This window comes from Actinorhabdospora filicis (genome assembly GCF_030269765.1).
Lineage (GTDB): Bacteria > Actinomycetota > Actinomycetes > Mycobacteriales > Micromonosporaceae > Actinorhabdospora > Actinorhabdospora filicis.
Map to the genome: position 1 here is coordinate 1,464,309 of NZ_BSTX01000002.1, position 24,865 is coordinate 1,489,173.

Here is a 24,865-nt window from a genome sequence, read left to right on the forward strand (position 1 = left end):
ACAACCCCGGGAGCGGATCCCGGGCGACTGACCCGGGACCGGCCCGGGCCCCGGCGGGACCACCGGCGCGCCCCTGGCCCCGTGGGCGGCGCTAGCCGTCCCCGGCTTCCTTCTTCAGCCTGATGTAGGCGAGGACCGCCTCCCGCGTCGTCGCCACGCCCAGGGCCTTGCGGGCCGCCGCGATGCGCCGGTTGGCGGTGCGCAGGGACAGGTACTCCGCCGAGGCCGCCGCCGCGATCGTCTCGCCGTCGGCGAGGCGGGCCAGCAGGGCGGCCTGCTCGGCGGTGATGGGCGAGTCGCCGGACTCCTCGGCGGGCTCGCCGTCGTCGGCGCCGAGGGGGCCGATGCGCGCGAGGTCGTCGCGGAGGGCGCGGCCGACCTCGCCCTTCGGGTCGCAGATGGCCACGACACCGGCGCCGCGCGCGGCGGCGAACACGGCGAGCTTGGCGGTGTCCAGGTCGGGGACGCGGCCGAAGAGGACCAGCTGGCGGGCACTGACGTCCCAGGCGGGCTCGGGCAGCGCGAAGCCCTCGCGGGTCTTCCAGCCGCCGCGCGCGAGACGGCGCAGGACGCCGGTGGCGTCGGTGGCCGTGGGGACGACGTGCAGCGGGAGGATCTGGCTCATTCGATCACCTTCAACGCCCGGGCCGCCGCTTCGGTGCGGGTCCGGGCCCCGAGTTTGCGCATTCCGGCGCGGATGTGGGTCTCCACCGTCTCGGCGGAGATGCCCAGCTGCCCGGCGATGCGGCGGGTCGGTTCTCCCTCGGCGACCAGGCGCAGGACCTCCCGCTCGCGGTCGGTGAGGTCGTCACCGGCGCGGGCGCCTCGGCGGTCGCGGCGGACGTGGTGGCGGCGCAGCGCGCGGCGGGCGCGGCCGGCCAGGACCACGAGGCCGGAGGAGTCGGCGAGTTCCTCGGCCGCCAGGAGCGGCGGGGTGGCGTCCTCGGCGCTGGTGGCGTGCAGCCCGGCGGCGAGGAGGCAGCGGACGCGCTCGCGCAGGGACAGGTCCTGCCAGGCGCCCGCCGCGGCGGTGAAGTCCTCCGCCGACGCGCTGCGCCACGCCGAGAGCGTGGCGGTGACGGCGTCGGGGTAGGGGGTCTCGGATTCGGATTCGGCGGCGTGCGCGCCGTCGAAGGCCGCCCACTGGGCGGTGATGCGGGCGAGCCCGTCGACGATGGGGACGGCGGCGGTGTGGCCGTCGGCTCCGGCGCGTTCGGGCTGGTTGTCGAGCCACGCGGTCTCGCGCGCGACCCACTCCACGACCGCGGCGGCCGAGGGCGGGACGGCGGGGACGCCCGCGAGGCGGTGCCGGGCGGCGCGCAGGGCGCCGGTGTCGGCGTCGGCGAGGGCCGCGGCGGCGGCGGCGTAGCCGTGCGCGGCGGCGGGGAGGGTGCGGTCGATGAGGTCCCCGGCGCGCTGGGTGACCTCGTCGAGGCCGTCGCCGTGGAGGGCGCGGCACCACAGCTCGGCGGCCAGGAAGCGGGTCTGCCAGCTGTAGGCGAGGTCCCCGGCGCAGGCGGCGGCGGCGCGCTGGGCGACGACGGCGGCCTCGCCGAGGCGGCCGTCGGCGACGAGGGTCTCCACCAGCAGCCACGCGCTCCAACGGGCCGACAGGTCGTCCCCGGCGCTGCCGGCGAGGGCGGCGGCGCCCGCGAGAGCGCTCTCCCAGCCCGGACGGCGAGCGTGGGCGTGGGCGGCGGCGAGCGCGGCCCGCAGGCCCGGGTGGGCCGGTTCGGCGCCGTGGCGGGCGGTGATCTCGGCGACGAGGGCGGCGTGCTCGCCGGGCCCGGCGAGGGCGGAGAGCAGGACGATGCGGTCGGCGGCGGGCGCGTGGGGCTCGGTCAGGCCCGCGAGGGCCCCGGTGGCCGCGGCGGTCTCGCCGAGGTGGACGTGCGCTTCGGCGCGGGCGAGGAGGGCGTCGTCGCCTTCTTCGTGGCCGCCGAGGGCGCGCAGGGCGGCGCGGGGACGCCCGACGGTCAACGCGAGGCGGGCCGCGGCGAGGCGGACGGCGGGGGCGGGTTCGGCGCCGGGCAGGCCGCAGGCGAGCAGCAGCAGGTCGGCGCGTTCACCGGCGGTGGTGGCGGCCTTGGCGGCGACGAGGGCGCGCTGCTGGGCGGCGGCGTCGTCACCGGCGGCGGCGAGGTGCCGGGCGGCCTGGGCGTCGTCGCCGGAGAGTTCGGCCAGGCGGCGGTGCAGTCCGGCGCGTTCCTCGCCGGAGAGCATCCCGGCGGCGACCTCGGCGACGTACGGGGACGCCGGGGCGGCCACGCCGTCGGTCTCGGTGACGAGCCCGGCGGTGATGAGGTCGGGCGCGCCGGGCCCGAGCAGGCGGGTGGCGGCCGGGCGTCCCAGCAGGCCCAGAGCGGCCATGGCGGTGCGCGCGGGGCGGGGCAGGTCGGCCAGGGCGGTGGCGATGTGGTGGGCGACGTTGCGTTCGCCGTCGGCCTCGGCGTCCTTGGCCGGGTCGGTGCCCGGGCTGGCCTGGGCGTGGCGGGCGAGGGCGATGACGGCGAGGGGGTTGCCGCCGGAGCGCTCGGCGATGGAGCGGACGGTGACGCGGCTCAGGCCCGGCGCGGTGGCCTGGGCGAGGTTTTCGGCCTGCTCGGCGCTGAGGGCGGGGGCGGGCAGGCGCAGTGCGCCCGACAGGCGCGCCATGGCCTCCTCGGGGAGCCGGTGGGGCGTGCGCAGGGCGGCCACGACGCGGCAGTGGGCGGCCAGCAGCGGCAGGACGGCGAGGGTCACCGGGTCGGCCCACTGGAGGTCGTCGATGACGAGCAGCCCGCCGCGGACGCGGGAGCGCACCGCCTCGGTGCACAGCGCGATGTCGTCCACGGGCAGTTTGGCGCGGACCGCGCGGGCGAGGGCGAGACCGGGCGAGGTGTTCAGGATCGCCAGCCCCCCGCCGACGTGCACCGGTCCCCGGTAGCCGGCGGCGACGCGCCGGAGCATGGTGGTGCGCCCGGCCCCGGGCGCGCCGGTGATGATCACCAGGCCGGGCGTGGCCAGCCGCGCGGCGACGGCCGCGGTCACCGCGTCGTCATCGCCGGTCATTGGCGGGCGTCCCTCCTCGGTGGGCTGCGTGGACGGCGGGTCCAGAACCGTCTGGTCGGCTCCTGGTACGTGCGGCACGGTGCTCCTCCCCGGCAAGGTGGCACGATTCAGGGATCCTGCGCGGGCAGGATATTCGTAGTGTGAGGCCAGAGGCCATCGGGCGTGCGGTCGGAGTCTGGTGCATGACAGTCGCGGGAGCGGGGAAAGGGCGAGAGAACATGATTGTCGACGGCGGGTGTGACGGCAACTTGCCGACCGCCGTTACGATCAGTTGTGCGACACCGGTGGCCGCCCAGCCGTCCGGGGTGGGTTCGGTCCCCCCGAGCGCGGTGGCGCTGTGGCCGGTGTGCGCGAGCCCCCTGTCGCGTCCTACCGGGTGAGTTGGCATTCGATGAATTCTGGTCCTCTCTCTAGCCGTGTCGCCGAGCTGTGCGCCGAAGTCGGTCCCCGTGTGGCCGGCAACGCCGCCGCCCAGCTCAATGACATCCGCGCCCGCATCAGCCAGCCTCTGCGGGTGGCCATCGCGGGCCGGCTCAAGGCCGGGAAGTCCACGCTGGTGAACTCCCTCATCGGCCGCCGGGTCGCGCCGACCGAGGTCGGCGAGTGCACCAGGCTCGTCACCCAGTTCAGGTACGGTACCTCCGATCGTGTCGACGTGGTACGGCGCGACGGCTCCCGCCACTCGCTGCCCCTCGACGAGGCGGGGATGATCCCGCAGCGGCTCCAGGTGCCGCGCGACCAGATCTCCTACGTCGACGTCACGCTGACCTCCGACCGGCTGCGGGATCTGACCGTGGTCGACACCCCGGGTCTGTCCTCGACGAACGAGTCGATCTCGGACGAGACCCGCAAGTTCCTGTTCGAGGCGCCGGTCGCCGACGACCTCGACGACGACTCCAAGGGCGCGCTGTCGGGCGCCGACGCGATCGTCTACGTGTTCACGCAGTCGGTGCGCGAGGACGACGTGAAGGTCCTGGAGTCGTTTAGGACGATGTCCTCGCGGCTGTCGAGCAACCCGATCAACTCGCTGGGCCTGTTCAACAAGATCGACAAGCTGGCGCCCACTCCCAACGGCGACCCGTGGCCGGTGGCCGAGCCGCTGTCGCGCAGCCAGGCGAAGGTGATGCGCCGGGTGGTGTCCGACGTGGTGCCGGTGGTGGGCCTGCTGGCCGAGACGACCGAGGCGGGCCGGCTGACCGCGCAGGACTGCGAGGCGCTGCGGACCCTGGCGCAGCTGCCGGGCTCGGAGCGGCAGGTGCTGCTGGCGGCGGCCGGGCTGTTCGTGTCCCGCGACTGCTCGGTGTCCAAGGAGCAGCGCGAGCGGCTGCTGCGCCTGCTGGACCTGTACGGCATCAACTTCGCCGTGGCGCACCTGTCGGCGAACCCGACGATGGCCACCGGCGACCTGGTCCGGATGCTGTTCGCCGCCTCGGGCTTCCCGCGGCTGCGGCAGACCCTCGACCAGGCGTTCGCACTGCGCACCGACGCCATCAAGGCCGGTGGCGCGCTGGCCCGCATCGAGCAGATCGCCGGTGCCGCCGAGCGCATGCAGGACCGCGAGCTCCTGCGCGACGCCATCGAGCGCGTCGTCCAGCAGCCCGCCTACCACCGGCTGCGGCTCCTGGAGGTCGCGCAGCAGGTGACCACCGGCGCGGTGGAGCTGCCCGAGGCGATGGAGGCCGAGATGACGCGGCTGGCGCTGTCGGAGAACCCCGGCTGGATCCTCGGCCTGTCCGAGGCCCCCAATGAGCAGCAGCGCAAGGCCGCGATCGAGGCCGCGACGCGGTGGCGCGCCTACGCCGTCGGCGGCGCGAGCCCGGCGCAGTCGCGGGTGGCCCACGTCGTGCACAAGGGCTTCCACCTGCTCGCCCAGCGACTCAGCGGCTCCGCCGCCTACTAGCGACGACCGACGACGAACCCCTTCAGGAAACAGGAGCATCACATGTCGACAGCGCACCTGCGGCTCATTGCGGTGGCGGTCACCGCCATAGCCGCCGCGCTCACCGGTGTCGCCACCGGCCTGGTCGCCACCCCGGCCGAGGGCGAGTCCTTCGCCGTCGTGCCCGCCCTCGCCGGATTCGGGGGCGCCGCGCTGACCGGCGCCGTCCTCGTCGTCCTGCTGATCGCCGCCACCAAGCGCCCCGGTACGCAGAGTGCGGCCGTGGACGCCGAGTCGGCCGAGACGATCCGCAACCTGACCGCGCACGTCGACCAGCTCGGCGCCGACCGCTCGACGCTGGTGAACACCGCCGTGTACGTCCGCGACCGCACCAACTCCAAGGCGATCGCCGACCGCATCGGCGCCACCCTGCACGAGGTGGGCGTGGTGACGCTGGTCCCGACCGGGGTCGCCTTCGACCCGCAGCACCACGAGGCCGGCGGGCACACCCCCGCGCCCGACCAGCAGAGCGTCGGCGTGATCGCCGCCGTCGAGGTGCCCGGCTACGTCGACCGGGGCACGCTGCTGCGCGCGCCCGTCGTCACCGTCTTCCGGGGGCGTGAGGCCTGATGACCGCTCCCGCCGGACAGCAGAAGCCCGCCGCCGCGCCCGCCCCGGGCGCCGCGAAGCCGGACCCGGTCGCCGCCGTCGACAAGCTGTGCCGCACCGCCGTGGCCAACACCCTCGCGACGCTGCGCAAGCTGGACGCCGACGCCGCCAACGACATCGACGGCCTGCGCCGCAAGGAGACCGGGCGTCCCAGCATCGTGGTGGTCGGTGAGACCAAGCGCGGCAAGAGCTCCCTGACCAACGCCCTGGTGGGCGTGCCGGGCCTGTCCCCCGTAGACGCGGCGGTCGCCACCAGCGCGTACATGGAGTTCATCCACGCCGACGCGCCGCGCGTGCGCGCGTTCGTGCCCGGCAACGAGGTCCCCACCGACATCCAGTTCCACGACATCCTGCACTGGGGCACCGTCCTGGGGCAGCTGCCGCCGGGGATGCGCCCGCCGCGCCGCCTGGAGATCTCCCACCCGGCGCCGCTGCTGAAGTACCTGCACCTGGTCGACACCCCCGGCGTCGGCGGGCTCGACCCGGCGCACGCCGAGGTCGCCCTCGACGCCGTCGAGCGCGCCACCGCGCTGCTGTTCGTCGTCGACGCCTCGGCGCCGTTCTCCAAGCCCGAGCTGGACTTCCTGGTGGAGGCCAGCAAGCGCGTCAACTTCGTGCTGTTCGCGATGACGAAGATCGACGCCTACCCGGGCTGGAAGACCATCATGGAGGACAACAAGTCGCTCCTCCAGGCCCACGCGCCCCGCTTCGCGCAGGCACCCTTCTACCCCGTCTCGGCGCGCCTGGCCGAGATGGCGATCCAGATGCCGCCGGACGCCCGGCAGGCGCTGGTCACCGAGTCGCGCATCAGCGAGCTCCAGCACGGCCTGATCAAGCTCGCCAGCCGCGGCGGCGTGCTCCAGCAGACGAACATCCTGCGCGCCCTGCGCAGCGAGTTCATCCGGCTGCGCATCAACGTCGTCGAGGACATGAAGTCGGCCGACCCCGACCCGTCCCTCGCCGAGAAGCTCAAAGAGGACCGCAAGCGCGTCATGGGCATGAAGCGCTCGGAGACCAAGCAGACCAACCTGGCGCTGCGCACCGAGATCCAGCGCGCCCGCGTCGAGGCCAACAGCCGCCTGCGCTCCTACATCCAGAAGCTCCAGGAGGAGCTGCTGAACAAGGTCGAGAAGGCCGACCGCGGCGACATCAAGAAGATGCCCGAGGAAGTCGACCGGGCCCTGCACGCCCTGTCGGTGCGGCTGTCGCAGGAGCTGGAGTACCGCTTCAAGGTCCTCGCCGAGCGCGTCCTGTCGCAGATCTTCGAGCAGGAGGAGCTGCACCAGGTCGTCGGCCGCATCAACGCGCAGCTGCGCATGGGCGTGGGCGCCAAGCCCCGCCGCGAGACCAACGCCGACAACCTCATGCTCGTCACCGGCGTCGCCGGTACCGGCATGATGGCCGGGCGCCTGGCCGTGGGCGGCGCGACCGCCGGTCTGGGCGCGCTCGGCATCGGCGGCGCGGCGGCCATCGCGATTCCCGTCGTCGGCATCGGCCTCGGCCTGGCGGCCGGCGCGTTCATGCTCTACAAGCGCAAGGTGCAGGGCGACCGGCAGCAGGCGCGGGTCTGGATCAAGGAGGTCCTCGGGGAGACCCGGGCGTCCCTCATGGACGAGCTCCAGCACCGCTTCGCCGAACTGGACTACGTGTTCAACATCGCCCTCGACGAGGCGCTGGAGAAGCGCGGCAACCAGCTCGACAAGCAGATCGCCGACACCGAGAAGGCGCTGCTGCAGGACAAGGAGACGCGCGGCAAGAAGAAGGCCGCCCTCCAGAAGAAGAGCGAGGCCCTGGCGGTCAAGATCAAACAGGTCGACGAGGTGCTGGCCAAGACCCGCGCGGTCCTGCCGGCGGCACCGGCGGCGAAGGGATAGGTCATGAGCGACGGCACCTGGCCCGACGGCGAACCGTCCTACGAGCCGGAGGACATCGGCGCGGACGGCTACGACGTCTCCGGCGACGAGTCCGCCTACCACCACGGCGAGCTCGACGACACCGTCGACCTCCAGCTCGGCGACGATGACGAGCCGGGTGCCGGCCTCGACCTCACCGACCACACCGATCTCCCCGACGACGGCGACGACCTCGGCGTCGACGGTCTCGACGACGACCCGCTGGCCGACCCCGGTCGCGACGTCGGCGAACCGGTCGACGAGACGCCGTGGTTCGCGCCGGACCTGGCCGAGGAGCCGGTCCTGGGCGCCGATCCCGACCACGACGACCTCGTGGACGCCGAGGACTGGAGCCAGGACGCCTTCCCGCCCGAGCTGGACTTCGAGGACCCGCCGGAGCCCGTCGACGGGCTGCCGTGGAGCGACCCGTCCCTGCTGGGCGGCCTCGACGACGACACGCCGGACGACGGTGAGCCCGAATACGCCGCCCCGGACGTCGCCGATCTGCTCGACTACTCGGGCGCCGAGGCGCCGGCGGGCGGCGACGTGTGGGCGGAGCTGCTCGGCAGCACCGACCCGGCGACGTCCGGGCTGGCGCGCTGGTGGGCGCCGAGCCGCTGAACCGACTCTCACCAGGGGGGCAGTGTGGGAGATACACCGCTGGTCATCGTGGACGGCGCCAACGTCGTCGGCTCGGTACCGGACGGGTGGTGGCGCGACCGGCTGGGCGCGGCCACCCGCCTGCGGGACCGGATCGCCGGGCTCGCCGCCGAGGGGGTGGCCGAGGCGCCGGAGTGGGCCGCGCGCGGTCCACTGGACGTGGTCCTGGTGGTGGAGGGGAAGGCGCGCGGCGTCGAGTCCTCCCCCACCGTGCGGGTGGTGTCGGCGCCGGGCAGCGGCGATGACACCATTGTGGACCTGGTGGCCGAAGCCGGTGGGCGCCCGGTGCTCGTGGTGACCGCCGACCGGGGCCTGCGGCAGCGCGTGACGGCGCTCGGCGCGTCGGTCACCGGACCCCGCAGTGTGGACCGCCGGGGGTCCTGACCGGCAAATGTGCGTCAGCCAGATCGGTAATAACTACGCGGTTCGGCTTGCCTATCCCCACGAGCGCACGGCATTGTGGAAACTGACGTCGATCAGACAGTTCCGGATGTCTTCGCACGTCTACCGTCTCCCAGTGGAGGTTCGGGTGTCCGAACCCGACTACTACCAACTCCTGGGCGTCCCTCCCGAGGCGCCGGTGAGTGAGATCCGGCGCGCGTGGCGGCGCCGGGTCCGCGATGTGCATCCGGACGCCGGTGGCGCTCCGGCCGAGTTCCACGCGCTCCAAGAGGCCTACAGCACGCTCACCGACCCGCAGCGGCGCCTGGAGTACGACACCGAGCGCACCGGGCGGCGTCCGGCGTGGCTGCCGCAGCCGCGCTCGGGGCGTCACGCGAAGGGCCGCAGAGTGCGCGGCTGGCGGGTCGACCGCCGCGCGCCCGCGCCGGTCCCCGAGTCCAAGGGCGACGTCCTGCCGCGTCCCTGGTACGCCGACATCAAGGCGACCCGGCGGGTGCGGACCAGCCCGTCGGCGCTGCGGCACGCGGTCGTGGCGGGCGCGGCGGTGCTGGTGTGGCTGCTGGCGGGCCTGCTGGCCGGGATCCGCGCGGTCTCGGCGCTGGACGGGCCGGGCGGGTTCATGGACGCGGTGATCCGCACCGCGGTGGTGCCGTACCTGTTCGTCGGGCTGATCACCGCGGCGGTCTGGAGCATCCGGATCACGCCGGGCGTGACGTGGTCCAGCCGCGTCGGGCCGGTCGGCTGCGGGGTGGCGGCCGTCGGCGTCGCGTGGGCCTCGCGGCTGAGCCCGGGCGGGCTGACGCTGGCGGTGTTCACCGCCGGGGTCGGGATCCTGCCGCTGCTGATGCGCCGCCTGCGGGCCGCGCTGCGGCTGCGCGCGGCGACGCTCGCCGCGATCCGCGAGTTCAACGCGTTCGGACCGGCCGGGGCCAAGCCGCGCGCCGACCGGCACACCGGCGCGGTCCTGCGGGAGCTGCTGGCGCAGCTGCCGGCCGCGCGGCTGTTCGTCCGCGTGCCCGTGGGCGCCCTGCGCGTGGAGTACACGATCACCTGCGGCAACCGGGTGGCGCTGATCAGCCACCCGCAGCCGCGCACGCCCCGCGACACCGGCTGGGAGAACCTCCCGGCGGTCGTCGGGGACATCGCCGAGCTGCTCGGGGACGTGGCGGTGCGCGGGTTCGTGGTGTGGTCGCACCTGCCGCCGGACCACCCGCGCACGCACGGCGACGTCCGGCACCTGACCGCGCCCGACGCCACCGCCGAGATCGGCCGCTGGCTCGCCGCCGAGCCCTATACGCTGCACCTGCCGACGATCCGGCGTCTGCGGGACCGGCTGGCGGCCGGCCCGATCGTGGACGTCCCGGCCGACCACAGTGGCGTGAGAGACACCGTCGGCGTCCGCTGACCCACCCGGCGCCACCGTTGTTAAGGTGAGCCTTCCCTAATAGAGGATGGTTTCCACTGGCCACTTCGGACCTCGCGCCCGCGCACCTGCGCGCCGCCCACGAGGCCGCGCTGCCCGGCGCCCGCGCGACGATCGCCGACGCCCTGCAGAGGGCCGTCACCTGGGAGTCCCTGCCCCCGGTGGACTCCTCCCTGCTGGACGCCGCCGGGACCGACCCGGTGGCGATCGCCGCCGCGATCGCCGGTGACAACCCGCGCGCCGCCGAGTTCACCGCCGACGTGGCCGAGTCCGCCTGGAACCTGGCCCTGTCCCGCGCGGGAGCCGAGGCCGTCTGGCCCGAGATCCGGGGCAACGTCTTCGAATGGGTCCTCGGGCAGCCCGACCCGCTCGTCTTCTTCGAGCAGTCGATCGTGGACGGGCACCCACGGCACCCCCTCAAACGGACCCGGCGCGGGATGAGCGCCGCCGAGCAGGTCGCCTACGCCCCCGAGCACCGCCCGGAGGTGGACCTGGTGTGGGTGCCGATGCCCCGGGACCGGGTCGAAGAGGACGGGTGGGCCTTCCGCGACGGCAAACGGCTCCTGCTCCCCCTGCACCCTTGGCAGTACGAGCACGTCGCCGCCGAGCTCGACCTGCCCGACCCCGTCACGGCCCGCTTCCCCGCGCGGCCCCTCATGTCCCTGCGCACCTTCGCGCTGCCCTGGCGCCGCAACGTCCACGTGAAGACCTCGATCGGCGTCCAGATGACCAGCGCGGTGCGCACGGTCTCGCCCGCCTCCCAGCACAATGGCCGGACCCTGCGCGCGTTCCTGAGCCGCACCGAGACCTTCTACGCGCTGCACGAGCACGGGTACATCAGCGTCCTCGACGACGACTGCAAGCCCCGCAAGGAACTGTCGGCGATCGCCCGGCACGCCCCGGTGGCCCGCTACCTCCCCGTGTTCGGGTACGGCCGGGTGCCCATCCCCGTGGGCGCCCTCACCACACCGACCCCGCACCACCGCTCCTTCCTGGCCGAGGCCGTCGAGCTGTCCGGGCTGGGACCGGTGGAGTGGTGGGACCGCCTGCTCGCCGTGCTGCTCCCCGAGCCGCTCCGGCTGGCGGCCCAGGGCTTCGGCCTGGAGGCCCACGGCCAGAACCTGGTCCTGGCCCTGCGCGGCGGGATCCCCGTCGAGGTCCGCTACCGCGACTTCGGCGGCATCCGCGTCCACACCTCCTACCACCGGCACGTCCGCTTCGAGGGCGACCTGCGCACCGACGACGTCCACGAGGTCCACCGCACCCTCCTCGGATCGCTGTTCGGCACCGTCCTGCTCGACCTCGCCGGCGACCTCGCCGCGACGTACGATCTGTCCGCCACGGCGCTGTGGCGCGCGGCCGCCGCGATCATCGACCGGCTCGCGCTCCCCGAAACCCTCCGTGCGGCGCTGTTCGCCGACACCCTCCCGGTCAAGGCCCTCACCTCCATGCGTCTCGCCACCGATCAGCTCGAACCCGTCTGGGCGCCCGTGCCGAACCCCCTGGCCGCGCACCGATGACCCACGCGACCGCCGCGCACGCCCACGTCCGCGACAGCGTCCTGGCCGCCGCCTGGCGCGAGGACGTCGCCGGGCTGCGCACACACGGCGTCCCCGGCCTCGACTTCACCGCCCGCCACCTCGACTTCGACCAGATCGAGCCCACCGGTCCCGTCCGCGTCGACGGCCGCGAGGCCACCACCGCCGGGCTGCTGGAGCGTCTCGGGCTCGGCGAGCCGGTGCTCGCCGAGGTCACCGACGCCGCCGCGAACCTCGGGCTGGCCCTGGCCCGGCGGGCCGCCGCCGACGAGGAGCTGCGCGCCAAGGCCGCCGAGCTCGGCGCGGGCAGCTCGATCGCGCTGGCGCGGCGGCTGTCGGTCTCGCCCGCCTTCGAGCCGTGCCTGTTCTTCGAGCGGCTCGCCGTCCACGGCCACCACCTGCACCCGTGCGCGCGCACCCGGCTGGGCATGGACACCGCCGACCTCCTCGTCCACGACCTGGAGGGGCCCGGCGCGCCGATCCGCTTCCTGGCCGCGCGCAGCGACCGGCTGCGCCTGTCGGGTCCCACCGACGCCGCGACGCTGCTGCGGGAGGGCCACCCGGAGCTCGACAAGGCCCTCGCCGAAGGGCTGCGGCCGGGCGAGACGGCCATCCCCGTGCACCCCTGGCAGTACGGGAACGTCGTGCGGCAGCGCTACGGCGGGCTCTTCGCCGACGGGACGCTCCGCGAGCTGCCCGGGGCGTCCCTGCCCTCCGAGCCGACGATCTCGCTGCGGACCCTGGTCACCGCCCCCGGCACCGACGGCCGCCGCTGGCAGGTCAAATGCGCCCTCGACGTGCAGATCACCTCCACCCGCCGCACCATCTCGGCGGCCACCGCGCACAACGGCCCGGCCGTCTCGGCCGCGCTGGGCCGCATCGCCGCCGCCGACCCGCTGCTGGCCGCGCGCGTGGGCGTCCTGCCCGAACTCGCCGGGGTCAGCGTGCGCGGAGAGGGCGGCGTCACCCGCGACCTGACGTCGGTGCTGCGCGAGGGCTTCGGCTCCCACACCCGCCCGGGCGAGCTGCCGGTGCCCGGCTGCGCGCTGTACGCGCGTTCCCCGATCGGCGGGCGCAGCGTGCTCGCCGAGCTGGTCGCCGAGCACGGCGACCCGGCCGACTTCCTGGCCCGCTACGTGGACCTGGTGGTGCCGCCGGTACTGCGGCTGGCCGCGATGGGGGTCGGGCTGGAGGCGCACCTGCAGAACTCCGTGCCGGTCTTCGTGGGCGGCACGCCCGTGCGGATGCTGTTCCGGGACTGGGGCGGCGCGCGCCTGCACGGGGCGCGCATGGCCGCCGCCGGGCACGCCCTCGACCTCTACCCGGGCTCGGTGGTGGCGACCGAGTCGCTGGACACGATGCGCGCGAAGGTCGCCTACACCGCCTTCCAGGCGCATCTCGGGGAGATCGTGCGGCTGCTGGCCGCCGAGTTCGGGCTGCCCACGCGCGAGTCGTGGCGCCTGGTCGCCGCGGCGGTGGCCGAGCACGCCGCGCCGGAGGACCGGGAGTTCTTCCTCGGCCCGACGCTGCCGCACAAGGCGCTGCTGACCATGCGCGTGCGCGGCGACGGCGACCACTACGTGCCGGTCCGCAACCCGATGCGCGAGGAGGGCCGATGAGCGTTCCCGAGCGCGTCCTGGCGTCCCTGGCCGGCGCGGCCCGGCCGGTGTGCGCCTACGTCTACGACCTGGACGCCTTCGCCGCGCGCGTGGCGGCCACCCGCGCGGCCCTGCCGTCCGGGGCGACGCTGCTGTACGCGATGAAGGCCAACCCGCACCCGGGCGTCGTGGCCACCGCCGCGCGGCACTGCGACGGCCTGGAGGTCGCCTCCGGCGGCGAGCTGGCGGCGGCGCTGGAGGCGGGCGCGCGGCAGATCGTGTTCGGCGGGCCCGCCAAGACCGACGCCGAGCTGGCGGCCGCGGTCACCGCCGGGGTCCCGCTCACGGTGAACGTGGAGAGCGTCCACGAGGCGCGGCGGCTGGACCGGCTGGCGCGGGCGCACGGGCGCGTCCAGCCGGTGGCGATCCGGGTCAACCGGCGGGCGGCCGTCCCCCACGGCAGCCACAAGATGACCGGGACGCCGACGCCGTTCGGGATCGGTGTGGCCGACCTGGGCCCGGCGATCGACCTGGTCCGGTCCCTGCCCGGCCTGGAGCTGACCGGCTGGCACCTGCACGCGATGTCGAACAATCTCGACGCCGACGCCCACGCCGACTTCGTGGTGGGCGCGACGCGGTTCGCGCGGTGGGCCGTCCGGCGCTTCGGCGCCGCCGTCCGGACCGTCAATGTCGGCGGCGGTATCGGAGTGGACCCGGCCGGGAGGTCCGACTTCGACCTCGCGCGCTTCGCCGCGCGGATGCGCCGGGTGGACGGGCGGGGCCTGGTCTTCGAGCCCGGCCGGTACCTGGCGGGCGAGGCCGGCTGGTACGCGGCGGAGGTCCTGGACGTCAAGCGCAACCACGGCCGCACCTTCGCCGTCGTGCGCGGCGGGACGCACCACTTCCGGCTCCCGGCGGCGTGGGGGTACAGCCATCCCGCGCACGTCGTGCCCGTCGAGGCGTGGCCCTACGACTGGCCGCGCCCCGAGGCGTCATCGACCACAGTGGACGTCACCGGCGAGCTCTGCACGCCCCGCGACGTCCTCGCCCGGGACCTTCCGGTGGAGCGCGTGCGGGCCGGTGACGTGCTGGTCTTCGCGCGTACGGGCGCCTACGGATGGGCGATTTCGCACCATGACTTCCTGAGCCACCCACATCCCGAAATGCGGGTCGTCGTTGACCAGTCGGGGGATGCTGGGTCGTCCGGATGAGGTCCTACACTAGGCCGGTCCGTGCAAACCCCCTGTTCACCAAAGGTGAACGGGACGTCACCCGCGCCGAAACGACCGCGCCGGCCGGTGGAGCACCCGTTCCCGTGGTAGGAGAATCGCGCACATGACCTTCAGCGCAGCCGGCCCGAGTGTCCGCACCCACCGGCGCGGCGGCAAGGGCACCCGGCGGACGAAGCGGCGCAAGATCTTCGCCCCCTGGATCATCGTGGTCACGGTCACCACGCTCGTGCTGGGGCTCGTGACGGCCGGGTTCACCTACCTGATCACGGCCGGTTGCGACGGGGAGCAGCGGTTCACCCTCCTCACCTCGCAGGAGATGGGCAACGCGCTGCGGACCCTGGCGCGCGACTGGGCCGAGTCCGGTCCCGAGGTGGAGGGCACGTGCGTCGCGGTCGACGTCGTGGACAAGGACTCCGCCGACGTGCAGCAGGCCCTGTCCCCCGACTGGAACACCAAGCTGGACGGCGCGCAGCCCGACGTGTGGGTGCCGGAGGCCTCGGCGTGGGCGCGGATGGCCGAGGACAAGGACTCCGCGGCGAAGATGCTGCCGGAGCTGCGGCCCTCGGTGGCCACGTCCAGCACGGTCATCGCTATGCCGAAGGTGATGGCGGCGGCCATGGGCGTCCCCGACGCCAAGCTCACCTGGGCGGAGCTGCTGAAGAAGGCGGGCTCGGCCGACGGCTGGGGGGCGTTCGGGCACGCCGACTGGGGCAAGGTCAAGCTCGGCATGGCCAACCCGCTGCGGTCCACGGCGAGCCTGCTGGGGCTGCTGGCGATCATCGACGGCGACGACAACGGCGAAGTCACCGACGACGAGCTGGACAACGTGGTGACCCTCACGAAGAACCTGAGCGTCTACTCCGAGGACTCCACCGAGCTCATCGCCGGGCTCCGCAAGGCCGACGGCGAGCAGACCGCGCTGGCCTACGTCTCGGCGTTCCCGGCGCTGGAGCGCGACGTCCTCAGCTACAACCGCACCAACCCGGCGCAGCCCCTGGTGGCGGTCTACCCGTCCAATGGCAGCCCCGACGCCGACTACCCGTACCTCACGCTGAACGCGCCCTGGTCGACGCCGGTCAAGCAGGAGGCGGCCCGGCAGTTCCTGGAGTTCGTGCGCGGCGACGAGGGCCGCGCGGTCTTCCAGCACGACGGGTTCCGCGACCCCAACCGCAACGCCGGCGGCGACTTCAACGAGTCCAACGGCCTCCAGCCCGCCGTGGCGGCCCCGCCGCGCGCGCTGATGCTGGCCGACGCCGTCACCAACACCGTGCGGACCTGGACGGCGCTGAACCGGGTGACGAACCTGCTGTTCGTGGTCGACACCTCCGAGCCGATGGGCGCCGAGGTCAAGGTGAACGGGCAGAGCACGACGCTGCTGGCGGTGGCCGGGCAGGCCCTGAAGAACGCGCTGGGGATGTTCGCCGACAAGTCCCACGCGGGCCTGTGGCAGTTCTCCGCCGACTACGGCCAGGGCAAGGACTGGGCGGAACTGGTGAAGATGGGCGAGCTGACCAAGGACCGCCGCACCAGCCTGAACGGGCAGATCGACGCGCTCGTCGCCGGTGACACCAGCGGGCTCTACGCCACCACCCTCGCCGCCTACGAGCACATGCAGGCCAACTACGTGCAGGGCGCCAAGAACATGGTGGTCCTGCTGACGGCGGGCACCGACACCTCGCCCAACCGGACCATGGACCTGCAGAAGCTCACCGGGGAACTGACCGCCAAGGGAGACCCGAACAAGCCGGTGACGGTGGTGACCATCGGCTACGGCCAGCAGGCCGACGAGAACGCCATGCAGGCCATCGCGGCGGCCACCAAGGGGCAGTACTTCCCGTCCACCTACCCCGATCAGATCAACAAGGCGCTGCTGAACGCCCTGTTCACCGGCCGGTAGGCGGGGATTGGCTAAGTCTTCACCCGGGGCGGCGTCCCCGGTCCGTTACCCGAACGCGCGACACCGGCCGCGCGGCTGCCGCTCGGCCGGTGGGGGACGTCTTCTAAGGCGGCTAGGCCGCGGTCGCGTGCGGGGCCGGGCCCCGGTGCGGGCTCACCATGGAGCCGTCCGGGAGGAGCTCACCGGTGTCCTCGAACAGGATCACACCGTTGCAGAGCAGGCTCCAGCCCTGTTCCGGGTGACTCACCAGGACGCGGGCCGCTTCCCGGTCGGTGGCATCCGCGGACGGACAGGACGGTTCGTGTTGACACATCGTCGGCTCCGGTTCTTCGACCGTGTGGGGTGGATCACTATCAACAGTGAGCCAGACTAACCCCAACTCCGACAGATCTCCGCATCAATACCGGCACGTTTCCGGGAGTCGCCCGAAAAGATGATCAACATGCCCCTCTCAGCCCACCCGCCCGCGGTACCTTCGGCCTGCCGGGACCGGCTGCGTGTGCGCACCACCTGGTCCTGGCGGTCCGGCGACGGCGGCGATCCGGCGGATCTGCTGGCACAGGTCCTTTCCGAGCACGGTCTGGCCACCGGACCGTTCACGGATTCGCACACACCCCACGACCGATCAGGGGCCCTCTGCGGCGCCGCCCTCCTGGTGTCGGCCGCCGCCGGCGCCGCCATGGTCGGCGGCTCCCCCGGCAAACCCACCCCCGCGCCCGCCATCCCCGACATCGCGGTCGTCGTCTACGAGCACGGCGAGCCCACAGTCCGCCCGCCCGGCCCTCCAGGGTTCTCGCTGGGGGCCTGGCGGCCGTCCTGGGACCGCGGGGAGCACGCCGAGGCCGTGCGCGCCGTACGGGCCGCCATAGGCCGCGGGGACGTGTACCAGGTGAACCTCGTCGGGCACACCCGCGCCCGCTACACCGGCGACCCCGGCGAGGCCCTCGGACGCGTGGCGACCCTCCCCGAGGCCCGCTACGCCGGAGGCCTCGCCGGAGACGGCTGGGCAGTGGCGTCCTCGTCGCCCGAACGCCTCGTCACCGTGTCCGCCGGACGCGTCACCACCGGCCCCATCAAGGGCACCCGCCCCGCCACCCAGGCCGGCCGCGCCGAACTCCTCGCCTCGGTGAAGGAACGCGCCGAGCACGTCATGATCGTCGACCTCGAACGCAACGACCTCGCCCACATCGCCCGCCCCGGCACCATCGAGGTCCCCGAGCTCTTCGGCATCCGCCGCTGGCGCGGCCTCTGGCAGGCCGAGTCGACCGTCACCGCCGAACTCGCCGACGGCGTCGACCTCGCGGCGGTCCTGCGCGCGGTCTGCCCCGGCGGCTCGGTGACCGGCACCCCGAAACTGTCGGCCCTCGACACCATCGCCGCCCTCGAACCCGTCGGCCGCGGCCCCTCCATGGGCGCCCTCGGCTACCTGACCGCCGAAGGCCGCCTCGACCTCGGACTGACCATCCGCACCGTCGCCGCCGACGGCGAGTACCTGCACCTGTGGGCCGGCGGCGGCATCACCTGGCGCTCCGACCCCGACGAGGAGGTCGCCGAGGCGGCGGCGAAGGCGGCGCCGGTGAAGGCGCTGCTGGCGGGGTAGGGCGCGCTGCCGGGGGCGGGTGGTAGAAGCCCGCCGTGGATCTTCAGAGAGTCTTCGAGGCGACCGGACGCGTCGACTGGGCCGCCACCGGGGTCGCCTACCCCGCCGACTTCCGCGCCTTCGTGGACCGGCACGGGCTCGGAGGGTGGGACGCCTGGCGCCTGGCGGTGTTCCACGCGAAGTCGGAGTCACGCGGCGAGACCCATTACGGCCGCCTGCGGAACCGGCGCGACCGCGAGCCGGGGCGGTACCCATACGCGTTCCACCCCGAACCCGGCGGCCTGCTCCACTGGGCCTCGGGCAACCGGCTGGACCTGTTCTGGGACACCGCGCGCCCGAACCCCGAGGAGTGGCGCCACCATGGGCGCGGCTTCGCCGCCACCATGACCCTGCTGCTCGGGAGAGGCCTTCCCGCCCACCCCGCCATCCGCCGGTACGCCTCACCGGCGAGTACGGCCGCTCGGACGTGCCACTGGTTCTGCCCGCCGAGACACCCGCCCGGTTCCCCTCCGGTGCCTTCGCCCTCGTCTCGATGGTGAGCGGGTGCCCGCCGGGGACGTCGCCGGGCCGGTACCGCCCGACTACCGCACGCTGATCGCCGCCACCGGCCCCGGCACCCTCACGGGCCTACTCCGGCTGCTCGCGCCGTGCGACGTTCCGGACTTCGACATGGCCGCCGAAGACGCCGTCCACTCGGCCCGCATCGAGGCCCGGCGCGCTTCGGGCGTTCGCACCGTCCCACTCACCGTCGGCGATCACCCCGCCGCCGCGCGGTTCGGGGCCGCTCATCCTCGTCGACACCGACGGCCTGGGCCGGCGACGGCTCGACATGTCGGCCACTGCGGTCTGCGCTCGTGAACGGCGGGTGAGCTCGACCTCCACGCCCTCTCGCACGGCTCCGTGGTGCGCGATCTCGCGATCGTCCAGGCGGGGTCGCGGCCCGCCGCCACGCCGGTCCCCCGTGATGCGGTCGCGCAGCCGACGACCATCACCGGCCCCCTCCGGAGGATCGATCCAACCGGCTGGGCCGCGTTCATCGCCGGGCCTGGACCGCCGGGCCCGCCGTCTGGCTTCCGGTGACCGTGGGACCGGGGCCGCATCACGACCACCTGGACTAGCTCGGCGAGTTCCTCCCACCCGAACTCGCCGGCCGGGTCGTGTCCGCCGAGCCGCGCGAGTCCACCTGGCGGGTGGTCGCCTGCCGCCTCGAACACGGCTTCACCGCCATGACCCCGTCCGGTGGTCCCCTCTCATAGGCGCGAAACGGCCCCGCCGCTCCGGGGGAAGTGCGGCGGGGCCGTTCCTGACCGTCGAATAAGGTCTGCGGGACTACTCTCCGAACGCCTCCGGCGGCGGGCAGGAGCAGGCCAGGTTGCGGTCGCCGTACGCGCCGTCGATGCGGCGGACGGGGGCCCAGTACTTCGTGACGCCGCGGCCGGACGGGTAGGCCGCCAGGCTGCGGGTGTAGGGATGGGGCCACTCGTCGCCGGTGACCATTTCGGCCGTGTGGGGGGCGTTGGCCAGCGGGTTGTCGTCCACGGGCCACTCGCCGGAGCCGACGCGGTCGATCTCGGCCTTGATGCTGATCATGGCGTCGATGAAGCGGTCGAGTTCGGTGAGGTCCTCCGACTCGGTCGGCTCCACCATGAGGGTGCCGGCCACGGGGAAGGACATGGTGGGCGCGTGGAAGCCGTAGTCGATGAGGCGCTTGGCCACGTCGTCGACGCTGACGCCGGTGTCCTTGGTGATCTGGCGCAGGTCGAGGATGCACTCGTGCGCGACCAGGCCCTTGTTGCCGGTGTAGAGGACGGGGTAGTGCGGCGCGAGGCGGGCGGCCACGTAGTTGGCCGCCAGGACGGCCACCGCGGTCGCCTCGGTGAGGCCGGGGCCGCCCATGAGGCGCAGGTACACCCACGGGATCGGCAGGATCCCGGCGGAGCCGTAGGGGGCGGCCGACACGGGGCCGACCTTGCCGCCCTCCAGGGGGTGGCCGGGCAGGAACTCGGCGAGGTGGGCGCGGACCGCCACCGGGCCGATGCCGGGGCCGCCGCCGCCGTGGGGGATGCAGAAGGTCTTGTGCAGGTTCAGGTGCGACACGTCGGCGCCGAACTTGCCGGGCTTGGCGAAGCCGAGCAGCGCGTTCAGGTTGGCGCCGTCGACGTAGACCTGGCCGCCGGCCTCGTGGACCTTCGCGCAGACCTCGGAGATGGCCGTCTCGTACACGCCGTGCGTGGACGGGTAGGTCACCATGATCGCCGACAGGTTCGCGGCGTTGGCCTCGATCTTGCGGTCGAGGTCGGCGAGGTCGATGTTGCCGTCGTCGTCGCAGGCCACGACGACCACGCGCATCCCGGCCATGACGGCGCTGGCGGCGTTGGTGCCGTGCGCCGAGGACGGGATCAGGCAGATGTCGCGGTGGGTCTCACCGCGCGAGGCGTGGTAGGCGTGGATGGCCAGGAGACCGGCGAACTCGCCCTGCGAACCGGCGTTCGGCTGGAGGCTGACGGCGTCGTAGCCGGTGACCTCGGACAGCCACTGCTCCAGGTCGCCGATGAGCTGCTGGTAGCCGCGGGTCTGGTCGGTGGGCGCGAAGGGGTGGATGTCGGTGAAGTCGGGCCAGGAGATGGGCTCCATCTCAGTGGTCGCGTTCAGCTTCATCGTGCACGAGCCGAGCGGGATCATGCCCCGGTCCAGCGCGTAGTCCTTGTCGGACAGCGAGCGCAGGTACCGCAGCATCGAGGTCTCGGAGCGGTGGGTGTGGAACACCGGGTGGGTCAGGTACTCCGAGTCGCGCAGCAGCGCGCTGGGCAGCGCGTCGGCGGTGCCCAGTCCCGAACCGGCGGAGTCGTCGGCGCCGAAGGCCCGCCACACCGACATGAGGTCGCCGAGGGTGGTGGTCTCGTCGCAGGCGATGCCGACGTGGTCGGCGTCGGCCAGGCGCAGGTTGACGCCCAGGTCGGCGGCGGCCGCGACGACCTCGGCGGCGCGGCCGGGGACGACGGCGGTCACGGTGTCGAAGAACTCGGCGTGGGCGATGGCGATGCCGCTCTGGCGGAGCCCGGCGGCCAGCAGCGCGGCGCGGCCGTGGACGCGGCTCGCGATGGCCTTGAGGCCGTCGGGGCCGTGGTAGACGGCGTAGCAGGCGGCGATGACGGCGAGCAGGACCTGCGCGGTGCAGATGTTGCTGGTGGCCTTCTCGCGGCGGATGTGCTGCTCGCGGGTCTGGAGGGCGAGGCGGTAGGCGCGGTGCCCGTCGGCGTCCTTGGACACGCCCACGAGACGGCCGGGCATCTGGCGCTCGACGCCCTTGCGGACGGCCATGTAGCCGGCGTGGGGGCCGCCGAAGCCGATCGGGACGCCGAAGCGCTGCGCGGAGCCGACGGCGATGTCGGCGCCCATCTCGCCGGGCGGCTTGAGGAGCGTCAGCGACAGCAGGTCGGCGGCGACGGCGGCGAGGGCGCCCTTGGCGTGGGCGGCCTCGATCACGGCGGTGTGGTCGACGACGCGGCCGGAGGCGCCCGGGTACTGGAGGAGGACGCCGAAGTAGTCCCCGGGCAGGTTCGCCGGGTCGGTGAGGTCGGCGACGACCACGTCGATGCCGAGCGGGACGGCGCGGGTCCGCAGGACCGCGATGGTCTGCGGCAGGACGTCGGCGTCCACGGCGAACACCGCGGACTTGCTGCGCCCGGCGCGGCGAGCCAGGGTCATGGCCTCGGCGGCGGCGGTGGCCTCGTCCAGCAGGGACGCCCCGGCCACGTCGAGGCCGGTGAGGTCGGTGACGACGGTCTGGAAGTTGAGCAGGGCCTCCAGGCGGCCCTGGCTGATCTCGGGCTGGTAGGGCGTGTAGGCCGTGTACCAGGCCGGGCTCTCCAGCACGTTGCGGCGGATCACGGCGGGGGTGTCGGTGCCGTGGTAGCCGAGGCCGATCATCTGGCGCATCCGGCGGTTCTGGGCGGCCAGGGAGCGCAGTTCGGCGATCACCTCGGTCTCGGTGGCCGCCGGGCGCAGGTTGAGGCCGTCCACGGCGTGGATGACCTCGGGGATCGCGGCGCGCAGGAGCTCGTCGGTGCCGTCGTAGCCGACTGTTTCGAGCATCCGCCGCTGGTCGTCGGGGGACGGCCCGACATGCCGCCGTACGAACGGCGTGGCCTCGGGCGCGCGGTCATCGTTGGACCGGTGGGTCATGCCTTGTCTCCGGTGGAGGTACGGCGCGGGCCCTCACCCGCGGCGGTCCTCCCCCTCTGTCGTGGAACCTGAGAGCTTCGCCCACGAGGAGCTTGCCCCTTCGGTGAGACGGATACGCCGTCTGCTCTCCAGAGGTGCCAGCCCGAGCGGTCCTGGATGCCTGAGAGGTTCCGGGGAGGGTTTGCTCCTTCGGCGCCGTCACGTGGACGGACTCTCCCGCTCGGGGTTACCGGCTTGCGTGGGCAACGGTACCAGCGGGCGATCAACAGGCGTCCCGTGACGCATCTCAATGTGTCGAACGCACCAACCCGCGTTAAGGGAGGTGGGCCGGTGAGGCGGGTCCCGGACGGGCGCCGAGACGGTGAATGCTCAGCCCTTGGCGGCCTTCGCCTCGGCCTTCATCCTCTTCTTGAACTCGCGGACCTCGGCCAGGCTGCCCGCGTCGGTGATGTCGGCGACCGAGCGCCGCGAGCCGTCCTCGCCATAGGCTCCGGCGGCCTCGCGCCAGCCCTCGGGGGTCACGCCGAACTGCTTGCCGAGCAGGGCCACGAAGATCTGCGCCTTCTGCTTGCCGAAGCCCGGCAGCGCGCCCAGGCGCTTCAGGAGGTCCTTGCCGTCGGCCGCGCCCGTCCAGACCGCCGAGGCGTCGCCGTCGTAGTCGTCGGCGATGGCGCGGGCCAGTTTCTGGGTGCGTTCGGCCATGGAGCCGGGGAAGCGGTGGATCGCGGGGACCTCGGCGAACAGGCGCGCGAAGTCCTCCGGGTCGTGGGCGGCGACGGCCTCGGCGTCGAGGCGGTCCACGCCCAGCCGGTCGGCGAGCAGGCGCGGCCCCTTGAAGGCCTTTTCCAGGGGGATCTGCTGGTCGAGGAGCATGCCGGTGAGCAGCGCCAGCGGGTCGGCGGCCAGGAGCGCGTCGGACGCGGTGTCCTGCGCGAGCCACAGGTCCACGCTCAGACCGCCTGGCGGCGGGCGCGGCGCAGCGCGAGCTCGTCCATCATCGACGGCTGGCCGGTGTCCTCGCCGCCCGCGCGGACGGCGGGCAGCGTGGCCAGGGACCCCTGGATCTCCTTGAAGGCGCCGGAGATGGCGATGCCGAAGACGCCCTGACCGCCCTGGAGGAGGTCGACGACCTCTTCGGGTGAGCGGCACTCGTAGACGGTGGTGCCGTCGGAGATGAGGGTGATCTCGGCGAGATCCTCCACGCCGCGGGCGCGGAGGGTGTCGATGGCCTTGCGGATGTTCTGCAGCGAGACCCCGGCGTCGAGGAGGCGCTTGACGACCTTCAGCACGACGATGTCGCGGAAGGAGTACAGGCGCTGGCTGCCCGATCCGGTGGCACTGCGCACGGACGGCACGACGAGGTCGGTGCGCGCCCAGTAGTCGAGCTGGCGGTAGCTGATGCCCGCCGCGGCGCACGCCGTCGGGCCCCGGTATCCGGTCAGCTCCTCGGTGTCCGGCCCGGCGGCCGGCGGGGCGGCACCGAGCTGGTCGCTCCTTTCGGCCACAACGACCTCCCCATGTTCGCGCGACCCGGCTGCGGGCCCCGTTCCTGACGGCCGGAGCCCTAGGCCCGACCCTATACCCGCGCGCCGGACCCGTTACGGATTCGGCGATCGCGACACGCCGCGAACGGGACGCGGCGGGGCAACCGTCACGGCGCGAAGTCCTCCGGGCTCACCTGGTCGAGGAACTCGCGGAACTTCTCCACCTCGTCCTCCTGCTCGTCGGGGATGACGATGCCCGACTCCTCCATGACCTCGTCGGTGCAGCGGACGGGCGAGCCGGTGCGCAGGGCCAGGGCGATGCCGTCGGAGGAGCGGGCCGACACGCGCACGCCGCCCTCGAAGACGAGCTCGGCGTAGAAGATGCTGTCCTTGATCTCGACGATCTCGACGGCCTCCAGGGTCACGTCGAGGGCGGCCAGGACGTCGCGCATGAGGTCGTGGGTGAGCGGACGCGGTGGCGTCATGCCCTGCTGCTGGTAGGCGATGGCGGTCGCCTCGACGGCACCGATCCAGATCGGCAGGTAGCGCTCCCCGTCGGTCTCTTTGAGCAGGACGATCGGGTTGTTGCTGGGCAGCTCGACCCGGACGCCCACCACGGTCAGTTCGCGCACCAGAATCCTCCGTCGCGCCGTCGGACACGGCCAATGCTTCGCACTTTGCACGGTACACGCACCCGACTGCGGTGACCGCCGGTGCGGCGGCCCGGCGATCATCGGGCGGGGGCTTGCGGAGACGGCACGGCACGGCCGGGCATCGCCCGGCCGTGCCGTCGAGTCGGATGTCCCTAGTGGGGACGGGGCCCGGCGATGAACACCAGGCGGAACTTGCCGATCTGGACCTCGTCGCCGTTGCCGAGGGTGGCGTTCTCCACGCGCTCGCGGTTGACGTAGGTGCCGTTGAGGCTGCCGACGTCGCGGACGGTGAAGGTCACGCCGTCGCGGTGGAACTCGGCGTGGCGCCGCGAGACGGTCACGTCATCGAGGAAGATGTCGCTGTCGGGGTGGCGGCCGCTGGTGACGACCTGCGAGTCGAGCAGGAACCGCGCGCCGGCGTTGGGGCCGCGGCGGACCACGAGCAGGGCGGTCCCGGGCGGCAGCGACTCGGCGAGACGTCCGGGGTTGACCTCGGTGTCAGACCCTTCGAGCACCTCGTTGAGAGCCCCGAGGTTCATCGTCGAAGTGACGTCGAGCGGCGGGTACTCGTCGTCGGGGCGGGGGCGCGTCATCTGACCACCTCACGTCTGGTCGGCCGGCCGCCGGTGGGCCGGTCCGGCGGTTGTCTCGGGGATCTGCGAGCGTACTGGGTATAACTGAGCGAGCCTAGCCACTGCTCGC

General features: G+C 73.6%; 21 protein-coding genes and 2 riboswitches. Of the genes, 12 read left to right on the plus strand and 9 right to left on the minus strand.

Going from position 1 to position 24,865, the window contains the following annotated elements:
• Window positions 1–91 precede the first annotated feature (91 nt).
• Window positions 92–625 carry a LuxR family transcriptional regulator gene (locus QSK10_RS19600; protein WP_285664305.1) on the minus strand — a complete coding sequence of 178 codons (534 nt, stop codon included), beginning with the start codon at window positions 623–625 and terminating at the stop codon, window positions 92–94.
• Window positions 622–3,129 carry a helix-turn-helix transcriptional regulator gene (locus QSK10_RS19605; protein ID WP_285664306.1) on the minus strand — a complete coding sequence of 836 codons (2,508 nt, stop codon included), beginning with the start codon at window positions 3,127–3,129 and terminating at the stop codon, window positions 622–624. The genes QSK10_RS19600 and QSK10_RS19605 overlap by 4 nt, the downstream gene beginning before the upstream one ends.
• Before the next feature lie 373 nt (window positions 3,130–3,502).
• Between QSK10_RS19605 and QSK10_RS19610 the strand changes: the two genes are divergently transcribed.
• The 10 genes from QSK10_RS19610 to QSK10_RS19655 all read left to right on the plus strand — a co-directional run bounded on the left by QSK10_RS19610 (window position 3,503) and on the right by QSK10_RS19655 (window position 16,241).
• On the plus strand, window positions 3,503–4,951 hold the full coding sequence (locus tag QSK10_RS19610) for a dynamin family protein (RefSeq protein WP_285664307.1): 1,449 nt from the start codon (window positions 3,503–3,505) through the stop codon (window positions 4,949–4,951).
• 42 nt (window positions 4,952–4,993) lie between these two features.
• Window positions 4,994–5,560: a nucleotide exchange factor GrpE gene (locus tag QSK10_RS19615; RefSeq protein WP_285664308.1), complete on the plus strand. Its 567-nt coding sequence runs from the start codon at window positions 4,994–4,996 to the stop codon at window positions 5,558–5,560.
• Entirely contained in the window at window positions 5,560–7,473 is a 1,914-nt protein-coding gene (locus tag QSK10_RS19620) for a dynamin family protein (RefSeq protein ID WP_285664309.1), read from the plus strand. Before QSK10_RS19615 ends, QSK10_RS19620 begins: the two co-directional genes overlap by 1 nt.
• Window positions 7,474–7,476: 3 nt before the next feature.
• Window positions 7,477–8,112 (plus strand): hypothetical protein, encoded by a 636-nt coding sequence (locus QSK10_RS19625; RefSeq protein ID WP_285664310.1) that lies wholly within the window; start codon window positions 7,477–7,479, stop codon window positions 8,110–8,112.
• 24 nt (window positions 8,113–8,136) lie between these two features.
• The gene (locus QSK10_RS19630; RefSeq protein WP_285664311.1) at window positions 8,137–8,535 is read left to right on the plus strand and encodes a hypothetical protein; all 399 of its coding nucleotides are present in this window, start codon (window positions 8,137–8,139) and stop codon (window positions 8,533–8,535) included.
• Between the two features lie 145 nt (window positions 8,536–8,680).
• Window positions 8,681–9,958 (plus strand): J domain-containing protein, encoded by a 1,278-nt coding sequence (locus QSK10_RS19635; RefSeq protein ID WP_285664312.1) that lies wholly within the window; start codon window positions 8,681–8,683, stop codon window positions 9,956–9,958.
• Between the two features lie 179 nt (window positions 9,959–10,137).
• Complete coding sequence (locus QSK10_RS19640; protein ID WP_285664314.1) at window positions 10,138–11,496, plus strand: IucA/IucC family protein; 1,359 nt, start codon at window positions 10,138–10,140, stop codon at window positions 11,494–11,496.
• On the plus strand, window positions 11,493–13,133 hold the full coding sequence (locus tag QSK10_RS19645; RefSeq protein ID WP_285664315.1) for an IucA/IucC family protein: 1,641 nt from the start codon (window positions 11,493–11,495) through the stop codon (window positions 13,131–13,133). Before QSK10_RS19640 ends, QSK10_RS19645 begins: the two co-directional genes overlap by 4 nt.
• Complete coding sequence (locus QSK10_RS19650) at window positions 13,130–14,323, plus strand: alanine racemase (RefSeq protein WP_285664316.1); 1,194 nt, start codon at window positions 13,130–13,132, stop codon at window positions 14,321–14,323. The genes QSK10_RS19645 and QSK10_RS19650 overlap by 4 nt, the downstream gene beginning before the upstream one ends.
• Before the next feature lie 124 nt (window positions 14,324–14,447).
• Window positions 14,448–16,241 (plus strand): substrate-binding and VWA domain-containing protein, encoded by a 1,794-nt coding sequence (locus QSK10_RS19655; protein WP_285664317.1) that lies wholly within the window; start codon window positions 14,448–14,450, stop codon window positions 16,239–16,241.
• Window positions 16,242–16,353: 112 nt separating this feature from the next.
• On the opposite strand, the gene QSK10_RS19660 is transcribed toward QSK10_RS19655, so the two are convergent.
• Complete coding sequence (locus QSK10_RS19660) at window positions 16,354–16,554, minus strand: DUF5999 family protein (protein WP_285664318.1); 201 nt, start codon at window positions 16,552–16,554, stop codon at window positions 16,354–16,356.
• Window positions 16,555–16,683: 129 nt separating this feature from the next.
• Between QSK10_RS19660 and QSK10_RS19665 the strand changes: the two genes are divergently transcribed.
• Window positions 16,684–17,841: a chorismate-binding protein gene (locus QSK10_RS19665; protein WP_285664319.1), complete on the plus strand. Its 1,158-nt coding sequence runs from the start codon at window positions 16,684–16,686 to the stop codon at window positions 17,839–17,841.
• A 35-nt stretch (window positions 17,842–17,876) separates the two neighbouring features.
• Window positions 17,877–18,380 (plus strand): hypothetical protein, encoded by a 504-nt coding sequence (locus tag QSK10_RS19670; RefSeq protein ID WP_285664320.1) that lies wholly within the window; start codon window positions 17,877–17,879, stop codon window positions 18,378–18,380.
• An 88-nt stretch (window positions 18,381–18,468) separates the two neighbouring features.
• Here the strand turns inward: QSK10_RS19670 and QSK10_RS19675 are convergent, their stop codons facing one another.
• From QSK10_RS19675 to odhI, 6 genes are all read right to left on the minus strand, one after another.
• The gene (locus tag QSK10_RS19675) at window positions 18,469–18,723 is read right to left on the minus strand and encodes a hypothetical protein (RefSeq protein ID WP_285664321.1); all 255 of its coding nucleotides are present in this window, start codon (window positions 18,721–18,723) and stop codon (window positions 18,469–18,471) included.
• A 447-nt stretch (window positions 18,724–19,170) separates the two neighbouring features.
• On the minus strand, window positions 19,171–22,026 hold the full coding sequence (gene gcvP / locus QSK10_RS19680; RefSeq protein ID WP_285664322.1) for an aminomethyl-transferring glycine dehydrogenase: 2,856 nt from the start codon (window positions 22,024–22,026) through the stop codon (window positions 19,171–19,173).
• A gap of 46 nt (window positions 22,027–22,072) precedes the next feature.
• Window positions 22,073–22,163, minus strand: a riboswitch (glycine riboswitch).
• Window positions 22,164–22,255: riboswitch (glycine riboswitch) on the minus strand.
• 140 nt (window positions 22,256–22,395) lie between these two features.
• Entirely contained in the window at window positions 22,396–22,974 is a 579-nt protein-coding gene (locus QSK10_RS19685) for an HhH-GPD-type base excision DNA repair protein (protein WP_285664323.1), read from the minus strand.
• Window positions 22,975–22,976: 2 nt separating this feature from the next.
• Window positions 22,977–23,468 (minus strand): MerR family transcriptional regulator, encoded by a 492-nt coding sequence (locus QSK10_RS19690; protein ID WP_285664487.1) that lies wholly within the window; start codon window positions 23,466–23,468, stop codon window positions 22,977–22,979.
• A gap of 209 nt (window positions 23,469–23,677) precedes the next feature.
• Window positions 23,678–24,142, minus strand: a complete 465-nt coding sequence (locus QSK10_RS19695) for a bifunctional nuclease family protein (protein ID WP_285664324.1) — start codon at window positions 24,140–24,142, stop codon at window positions 23,678–23,680.
• Between the two features lie 173 nt (window positions 24,143–24,315).
• Window positions 24,316–24,756 (minus strand): oxoglutarate dehydrogenase inhibitor Odhl, encoded by a 441-nt coding sequence (odhI, locus tag QSK10_RS19700; RefSeq protein ID WP_285664325.1) that lies wholly within the window; start codon window positions 24,754–24,756, stop codon window positions 24,316–24,318.
• Window positions 24,757–24,865 lie beyond the last annotated feature (109 nt).

Bases quoted from the DNA above. Each gene is read 5' to 3' on its own strand.
- QSK10_RS19600 (WP_285664305.1), bottom strand. From the start codon at position 625: ATGAGCCAGATCCTCCCGCTGCACGTCGTCCCCACGGCCACCGACGCC.
- QSK10_RS19615 (WP_285664308.1), top strand. From the start codon at position 4,994: ATGTCGACAGCGCACCTGCGGCTCATTGCGGTGGCGGTCACCGCCATA.
- QSK10_RS19620 (WP_285664309.1), top strand. From the start codon at position 5,560: ATGACCGCTCCCGCCGGACAGCAGAAGCCCGCCGCCGCGCCCGCCCCG.
- QSK10_RS19625 (WP_285664310.1), top strand. From the start codon at position 7,477: ATGAGCGACGGCACCTGGCCCGACGGCGAACCGTCCTACGAGCCGGAG.
- QSK10_RS19645 (WP_285664315.1), top strand. From the start codon at position 11,493: ATGACCCACGCGACCGCCGCGCACGCCCACGTCCGCGACAGCGTCCTG.
- QSK10_RS19650 (WP_285664316.1), top strand. From the start codon at position 13,130: ATGAGCGTTCCCGAGCGCGTCCTGGCGTCCCTGGCCGGCGCGGCCCGG.
- QSK10_RS19655 (WP_285664317.1), top strand. From the start codon at position 14,448: ATGACCTTCAGCGCAGCCGGCCCGAGTGTCCGCACCCACCGGCGCGGC.
- QSK10_RS19660 (WP_285664318.1), bottom strand. From the start codon at position 16,554: ATGTGTCAACACGAACCGTCCTGTCCGTCCGCGGATGCCACCGACCGG.
- QSK10_RS19665 (WP_285664319.1), top strand. From the start codon at position 16,684: ATGCCCCTCTCAGCCCACCCGCCCGCGGTACCTTCGGCCTGCCGGGAC.
- gcvP (WP_285664322.1), bottom strand. From the start codon at position 22,026: ATGACCCACCGGTCCAACGATGACCGCGCGCCCGAGGCCACGCCGTTC.
- odhI (WP_285664325.1), bottom strand. From the start codon at position 24,756: ATGACGCGCCCCCGCCCCGACGACGAGTACCCGCCGCTCGACGTCACT.